We start from the raw sequence: 6614 nt of genomic DNA, 5'->3' as shown, positions 1-6614 counted from the left end.
GTCCCAGCCTGAGTGTCCGGCTCCCCTCGGGGAGCGAGGCTCACGAAGAGCGGCGCGCGACCCACGCCTCGACGTCGTCGGCGGTCCGCGGAATCGCCGACGACAGGTTCACCGGTCCGTCGGCGGTCATGAGGATGTCGTCCTCGATGCGCACCCCGATGCCGCGGTACTGCTCGGGCACCATCAGATCGTCGATCTGGAAGTACAGGCCCGGCTCGATCGTGAACACCATGCCGGGCTCGAGAGTGCCGCCGGCGTAGAGCTCGCGCCGGGCCTGCGCGCAGTCATGCACGTCGATGCCGAGGTGGTGGCTCGTGCCGTGCACCATCCACCGGCGGTGGTGATGACCGGTCGTCGGGTCGAGGGAGGCCTCGGCCGACACGGGGAGGAAGCCCCACTCCTCGATGCGGTGCGCGATCACGCTCCACGCGGCGGCGTTCAGGTCACTGAACAGTGCACCGGGCTTCGCGGCCGCGAAGGCCGCATCGGCGGCTTCGAGCACGGCCTCGTAGACGCGGCGCTGCACCTCGGTGAAGGTGCCGCCGACAGGGATCGTGCGCGTGATGTCGGCTGTGTAGAGGCTGTCGAGCTCGACGCCCGCATCGATCAGAATCAGATCGCCTGGGGCGACGGCGCCGTCGTTGCGGGTCCAGTGCAGGTAACAGGCGTGCGGCCCGGAGGCCGCGATCGTGTCGTAGCCCTCCCAGTTGCCGTCACTGCGCGCCCGCTGGTGGAAGATCCCCTCGACCAGGCGCTCACCGCGCGGGTGGGCGATGATGCGGGGAAGGTCGGCGACGATGTCGTCGAACCCGTCGGCGGTGACCTCGATGGCGAGCTGCATCTGCGCGATCTCGTACTCGTCCTTGCGCAGGCGCAGCTCGGAGACGAAGCGGGTGAGGTCGGCATCCTCATCGACGACGAGGTCGTCATCGGATGCCGCGAACGAGTCGATGTGCGCGGTGTCCAGGCCCAGGTCAGCGGCCACACCGCCCCGTGCCGGACGCGGCCCGATCCAGAACTCGCCGATCGACGGATTCGCGTAGAACTCCGCCGTGGTGCGATCGGCGCGCTCGCGGAAGTACAGCGTCACGTCGTGGCCGGGCTCGTCCTCGCCATCGCGGGGGTCGAACACGAGCACGGAGTCGGGTACCGCGTCGCCGGCCCACGCGGTCAGGTGCGCGAACGCGGAATGGGCGCGGAACGGATAATCGGTGTCGTTGCTGCGCACCTTGGACGGCCCAGCCGGCACCACGAGGCGCTTTCCAGGGAACGCCGCAGACACGGCCGCGCGCCGGAGTGCGGCGAAGACCGCCTGTTCGCGAGCCGGAGGCAGGATCTCGGGCCGCTGCGCCCACCCCGTCGAGATCGTGCTCAAGAAGCCGTCGCCGAAGCCCTGTCGTCGGTTCACCGTGCTGTTCGCGGGAATCTCGGAACCCGGGGCGAGCTCCCGCGAGCCGGGGTCCTCGGGCGGAATCCCGGAAGGAGCGAGTTCGGTGGTGCCGGTCGTATCGCTCTCGTCTGTGGTGCTCATGACTCAAGTCTTGCACCGGCGACGGAGTCAGTCGACCGGTTCTAGCTGGACGATCAGCGGGCGATGGTCGCTGCCCGAAGCGTCCATCGACTGCAGCACCAGCGACCCGGTCGGGTTCCAGTGGCTGGAGGCCATCACGTGATCGATCGGTGCGCCGAGCAGGGCCGGAATCTGCGTGGTCCAGGTGCCGACGGCGCCGTTGCCGGTCTCGATCGCCCCATCACGACAGCGTCCGAGCGTGCCGCCGTCCACGCCGAGGTCGGCCATGTGGTCGATGGTCGCGTTGAAGTCGCCGGCCATGATCACGTTGTCGTCGACGCACTGATCAGCCAGCCACTGCAGGTCGTCCCGCCAGTGCTGCATGTAGCTCTGGCGGGGCGCGACGGCGTGGGCGGCCACGAAGATCGGGCCGTCGCCGCTGGTGGGCATGGCGACAGCGCTGGGCACCGTGGACGTGTTGCTCGAGCCGTCCAGTGAGGACTCGATCACCGCGTAGTCGCCGACTTCGGGAGAGATCAGGAGAGTGGTCGATCCGGCATCCCATTGCGTGGACGGGTAGTCGGTGAAGTGCGCCCACATCGGATGCCCGAGGTCGCGCATGGCGAGGGCGACCTTCTCGCCGGTCTCGATGGTCGTCTCGGGAAGGGTGACGATGTCGGCATCCATCGCCACGGCGATCTGCGCGACCGTTTCGGGCGCCGTGGCCGATCCGGCGGTGTTCCAGGTCATCACCCGGATGCTGCTGTCGGTCTTGGCGGGCAGCGTGTCGGTTCCGATTCCGCGGGTGGTCACGATCGCGGCGTTGGCGACCACCGCGACGAGCGAGATCACTGCGACCGACAGCGCGAACGCGCGCAGCGGGCGCGCGATCGCCAGCAGCAGCCCGACCACCGCGAGCACCGCGAACACGACCGTCAGCAGTCCGCGAAACGAGATGATCTGGGCGACCGGGAACGTGCGCTCGAGCCGGAAGAACGACGGCCACGTCAAGAGGGCGGCCGCGATTGCGAACATCACGGCCCCCAGGATTCCGAGCAGGCGAAGCACTCGGCGACTCTATGTCAGCAGTCTGGGAGATCGGGGCACGCCGCAGCGTGCCGGGGGTGCGGGGCGGAGCCTCATAGGGATCGGCGCCCGCGCTGAAGGGTCCCCCATGCGGTCGGAGCCGCGCGCTAGGCTCGATGGATGCCGGACAAGCGACGCTTCGAGGGGCCGAGCGATCTGCACCTTCACTCGTTGCACTCCGACGGCACGGAGTCGCCGGCGCAGGTGATGGCGGCTGCGCATGCGCACGGGCTGCGCACCGCCGCGCTCACCGACCACGACACGACGTCGGGGTGGGCCGAAGCGGCCGAGGCGACGGCATCCCTCGGCATGACGTTCATTCCCGGAATGGAACTGTCCGCCAAGTACCAATCGCGAAGCGTGCATGTGCTCGCGTATCTGCTCGATCCGGACGATGCCGGGCTGCGCGCCATGACCGACCGCATCCGTTCGTCGCGCGTGGAGCGGGCCCGCAGGATGTCCGACCTGATCGCCCGCGACTTCGATCTGGACTGGGACGACATCGTCGCGCAGACCTCGGACGGGGCCACTGTCGGGCGCCCGCACATCGCCGATGCGCTCGTGGCGAAGGGTCACGTCCGCGACCGTACTGAGGCGTTCTCGCAGATACTCAGCCCGCACGGCGACTACTACGTCTCCCTGTACGCGCCCGATCCGGTGCTGGCAGTGCAGCTCGTGGTCGGAGCCGGGGGAGTGCCGATCATCGCCCACCCCGCGGGCCGGGCGGGTCTGCTGCCCACTCGGCTCATGGAGCGGATGTTCGCGGCCGGCTTGGCCGGCTTCGAGATCGGTCATCGCGAGAACCTCGAGGCCGGCGTGCGCACCCTCCTGAGGATCTCGAAGGAGCGCGACCTGATCGTGACCGGGTCGAGCGACTACCACGGACTCGGCAAGCCGAACCAGCCGGGCGAGTACACCACGAGCGATGACATGGTGGCCCGCATCATCGACCGCGCGACCGGTACGGCGCCGTTCTACCCGTGACGCGAAAGGTCCCTCCGCTGATGCGACGGAACCTTCCTGCGTGAGGTTGCGCTCAGCTGAGCGCCTTGGTCTTGATGCTGTCGAACTCGGCCTGCGTGATCGCGCCGGAGTCGAGGAGCGACTTGGCCTTCGCGATCTCTTCGGACGGACTGGCTCCGGCGACCGACTTGATGTAGCTGTCCTGGGCCGCCTGGTACTCTCTGGCCTGAGCGGCGCCGCGCTCGGACATGCCCTTGCCGCGTGCGATCAGGTACACAAGAAGCGTCAGGAACGGGACGAAGATCAGGAAGATGATCCACACCGCCTTCCACCAGCCGCTGAGCTTGTGGTCGCGGAACAGGTCACCGATGACGGCGAACAGCGCCATCAGGTAGGTGAAGAAGACGAATGCCCACAGGAACCACCAGATCAGGTCCCCGAAGGAGCCCCAGAAGCCCTGGTACTGCACTGCTTCGATGATTCTCATCACTGCCTTTCATGCGAGGAACGCGGCACGTTCGCCGCGCTGCTCACACTAGCGCTTTCCCAGGCTTCTCACCGGAGTGCCTCACTGCCGACGCGACGCCTCGATCAGCATCGAGCGGATGCCGCAGCTCAGGCTCCGGCGGGCGCGCCGTTCGGGCGCGAACCGCCGCGGCGGCGTCGGCGGCGGCGCGGAGCGGCGTTGCCGTCGTGGTGCTCGGTCCCGCCTCCGTCGTGCGTGCCGGCGCCTTCGGCGGCGTCGTGTCCACCGTGCTCTGCGAGCACCCCGGGAGCGGATCCGCGAGTCGACGGGCCGGTCGAGGCGGGCGCGCCGCTCGACTCGCCGGTGCGGCGCCGACGGCGGCTTGCGCCGCCGTCGCGGTCCGCGGAGGCTGGGCGATCGGCATCCGGCGTCGTGACCGTCTGGGTGCGCGGCGCCGTCGTCAGGCGGCCCTTGGTGCCGGCCGGGATGTCGAGGTCGCTGAACAGGTGCGCGCTCGACGAATAGGTCTCGGTCGGCTCGGGCTGCCCGAACTCGAGGGCGCGGTTGATGAGCGCCCACTTGTGCAGGTCGTCCCAGTCCACGAAAGTGACCGCGATGCCGGTCTTGCCGGCGCGGCCGGTGCGGCCCGCGCGGTGCAGGTAGGTCTTCTCGTCGTCGGGGATCGTGTGGTTGATCACGTGGGTGACGTCGTCGACGTCGATGCCGCGAGCTGCGACGTCGGTCGCGATCAGGACATCCTTCTTGCCGGCCTTGAAGGCCGCCATTGAGCGCTCGCGCGCCTCCTGGCTCATGTCGCCGTGCACCGAAGCCGTGTTGAAGCCGCGGTCGCCGAGTTCGTCGGACAGCCGCTGCGCGGCGCGCTTGGTGCGAGTGAAGATCACGGTCTTGCCGCGGCCGTCGGCCTGGAGGATGCGGGCGATGATCTCGTCCTTGTCGAGCGAGTGCGCGCGGTAGACGAGGTGGCGGATGTTGGCCTGGGTGAGCCCCTCGTCGGGGTCGGTCGCGCGGATGTGGATCGGGTTCGTCATGAACCGGCGGGCCAGCGCGACGATCGGACCGGGCATCGTCGCCGAGAACAGCTGCGTGTGCCGGATGGCCGGCACCTTCTGGAAGATCTTCTCGATGTCGGGCAGAAACCCGAGGTCGAGCATCTTGTCGGCCTCGTCGAGCACGACCTCTGTCGCGTTCGACAGATCGAGCAGACGCTGGTTGTTCAGGTCGATGAGGCGCCCGGGAGTGCCGACGACGATCTGCGCGCCGGCCTTCAGCTGGTCGATCTGGCCCTCGTACGCCTTACCGCCGTATATGGCGACGACGCTGGTCGAGCGGCCGCGGGTGAGCATGTCGATGTCTTCATACACCTGCACGCACAGTTCGCGCGTCGGCACCACGATGAGCGCCTTGACGCCGTGCGCCGGGTCGGGTCCGAGGCGCTGCACGACCGGGATGCCGAACCCGAAGGTCTTGCCGGTGCCGGTCTTGGCCTGGCCGATGATGTCCTGGCCCGGAAGGCCGAGGGGGATGGTCTGCTCCTGGATGGGGAAGGCGTCGATGATGCCCTTCTGGGCGAGTGTTTCGACGATGTCCTGGTCGACGCCGAGTTCGGCGAAGGTCGTCACGATGTGAGCCTGTCCGGCAGTGAGATGCTGCCTTTGGTGCCCTGGCGCTCCGCGAGAAGTCGCCGCGCGGGCCGAGGTGAGATCCACGCCCTATCTCTGCCACAGGCGCGGGAGCCCCGATCCGACGCCGGGGACTGAGTCCAGGATACCGGCTCGCACCGTATTCCGCCGTATCCGCGCGGGCGGGGTCGTGGGCTCCGGATGCGGCGCACCTATGCTGAGTGCGTGGTGAAGTGGTTCTGGCAGAAGGCTCCCCAGGGGCGCAAGCTGCAATTGCGCTCCCGCGACGGGGCGAGCCGCGCCCGCCGTGTCGACTTCGAGGAGCTCGCACCCGAGATCGACACGTTCCTCGGCCAGGCGGCATATCTTCAGCTGGGCTATTTCGAGACGCTGTCCGAGCTGATCGCGTCCACGCCGGAGCTGGGCGAGAAGGAGTCGCTCTCGCGCGCCGCCGGTGCCGCGCTTCAGAAGCACGAGGAGCTCGTCGCCCTCATCCGCGAGCGCGCCGACGACCCGACGACCCTGATGCTCCCGTTCCGCGAGCCCCTCGACGCGTTCCGCCGCGCGACCCACGGGGTGCGGCCCCAGGAGACGATGCTCTCCGTGCACATCACCGCCGGGATGCTCGACGACTTCTACCTGGCGCTCTCATCGAGCTACGGCGACACGGGGCGTCGCGTCGCTCGCATCCTGCGGGCCGATGACGACCGTCAGGCGATCGTGGACATTCTCGGCCAGACCATAGCGAGCGACCCGGAGTGGAAGTCGCTGCTGGCCATGTGGGGTCGTCGCCTCGTGGGCGACACGCTGCTCATCGCCCGTGCGGCCCTGCGTCCGACCACGCTGCAGGTCGCCGATGAGCAGAAGGTCGAACCCGTGTTCACCGACCTGATGGGCGCCCACTCCAAGCGAATGGACGCGATGGGGCTGGCGGCTTAGTCCGATCAGG

The 6614-nt window shown here is 68.7% G+C and carries 6 protein-coding genes; 2 read left to right on the top strand and 4 right to left on the bottom strand.

Annotation, left to right across the window (positions count from 1 at the left end; genetic code table 11):
- Positions 1-40: 40 nt before the first annotated feature.
- Both QZV84_RS04205 and QZV84_RS04200 read right to left on the bottom strand, forming a co-directional pair.
- A complete protein-coding gene (locus tag QZV84_RS04205; protein WP_292825750.1) occupies positions 41-1531 on the bottom strand; it encodes an aminopeptidase P family protein in 1491 nt (496 codons plus the stop codon).
- Between the two features lie 27 nt (positions 1532-1558).
- Positions 1559-2578, bottom strand: a complete 1020-nt coding sequence (locus QZV84_RS04200) for an endonuclease/exonuclease/phosphatase family protein (RefSeq protein WP_292825747.1) — start codon at positions 2576-2578, stop codon at positions 1559-1561.
- 138 nt (positions 2579-2716) lie between these two features.
- On the opposite strand from QZV84_RS04200, the gene QZV84_RS04195 reads away from it, so the two are divergent.
- Positions 2717-3580, top strand: a complete 864-nt coding sequence (locus tag QZV84_RS04195; protein ID WP_292825744.1) for a PHP domain-containing protein — start codon at positions 2717-2719, stop codon at positions 3578-3580.
- 52 nt (positions 3581-3632) lie between these two features.
- Here the strand turns inward: QZV84_RS04195 and QZV84_RS04190 are convergent, their stop codons facing one another.
- A complete protein-coding gene (locus QZV84_RS04190) occupies positions 3633-4046 on the bottom strand; it encodes an SHOCT domain-containing protein (protein WP_292825741.1) in 414 nt (137 codons plus the stop codon).
- A gap of 128 nt (positions 4047-4174) precedes the next feature.
- Entirely contained in the window at positions 4175-5665 is a 1491-nt protein-coding gene (locus QZV84_RS04185) for a DEAD/DEAH box helicase (RefSeq protein ID WP_292825738.1), read from the bottom strand.
- 225 nt (positions 5666-5890) lie between these two features.
- On the opposite strand from QZV84_RS04185, the gene QZV84_RS04180 reads away from it, so the two are divergent.
- Positions 5891-6604, top strand: a complete 714-nt coding sequence (locus QZV84_RS04180) for a ferritin-like fold-containing protein (protein WP_292825735.1) — start codon at positions 5891-5893, stop codon at positions 6602-6604.
- Positions 6605-6614 lie beyond the last annotated feature (10 nt).

Source organism: Microbacterium sp. (assembly GCF_011620715.1).
In the GTDB taxonomy this organism is placed as follows: Bacteria; Actinomycetota; Actinomycetes; order Actinomycetales; family Microbacteriaceae; genus Microbacterium.
Note: the sequence above shows the minus strand (reverse complement) of the source record. Positions and strands in the feature narration are given on the sequence as shown.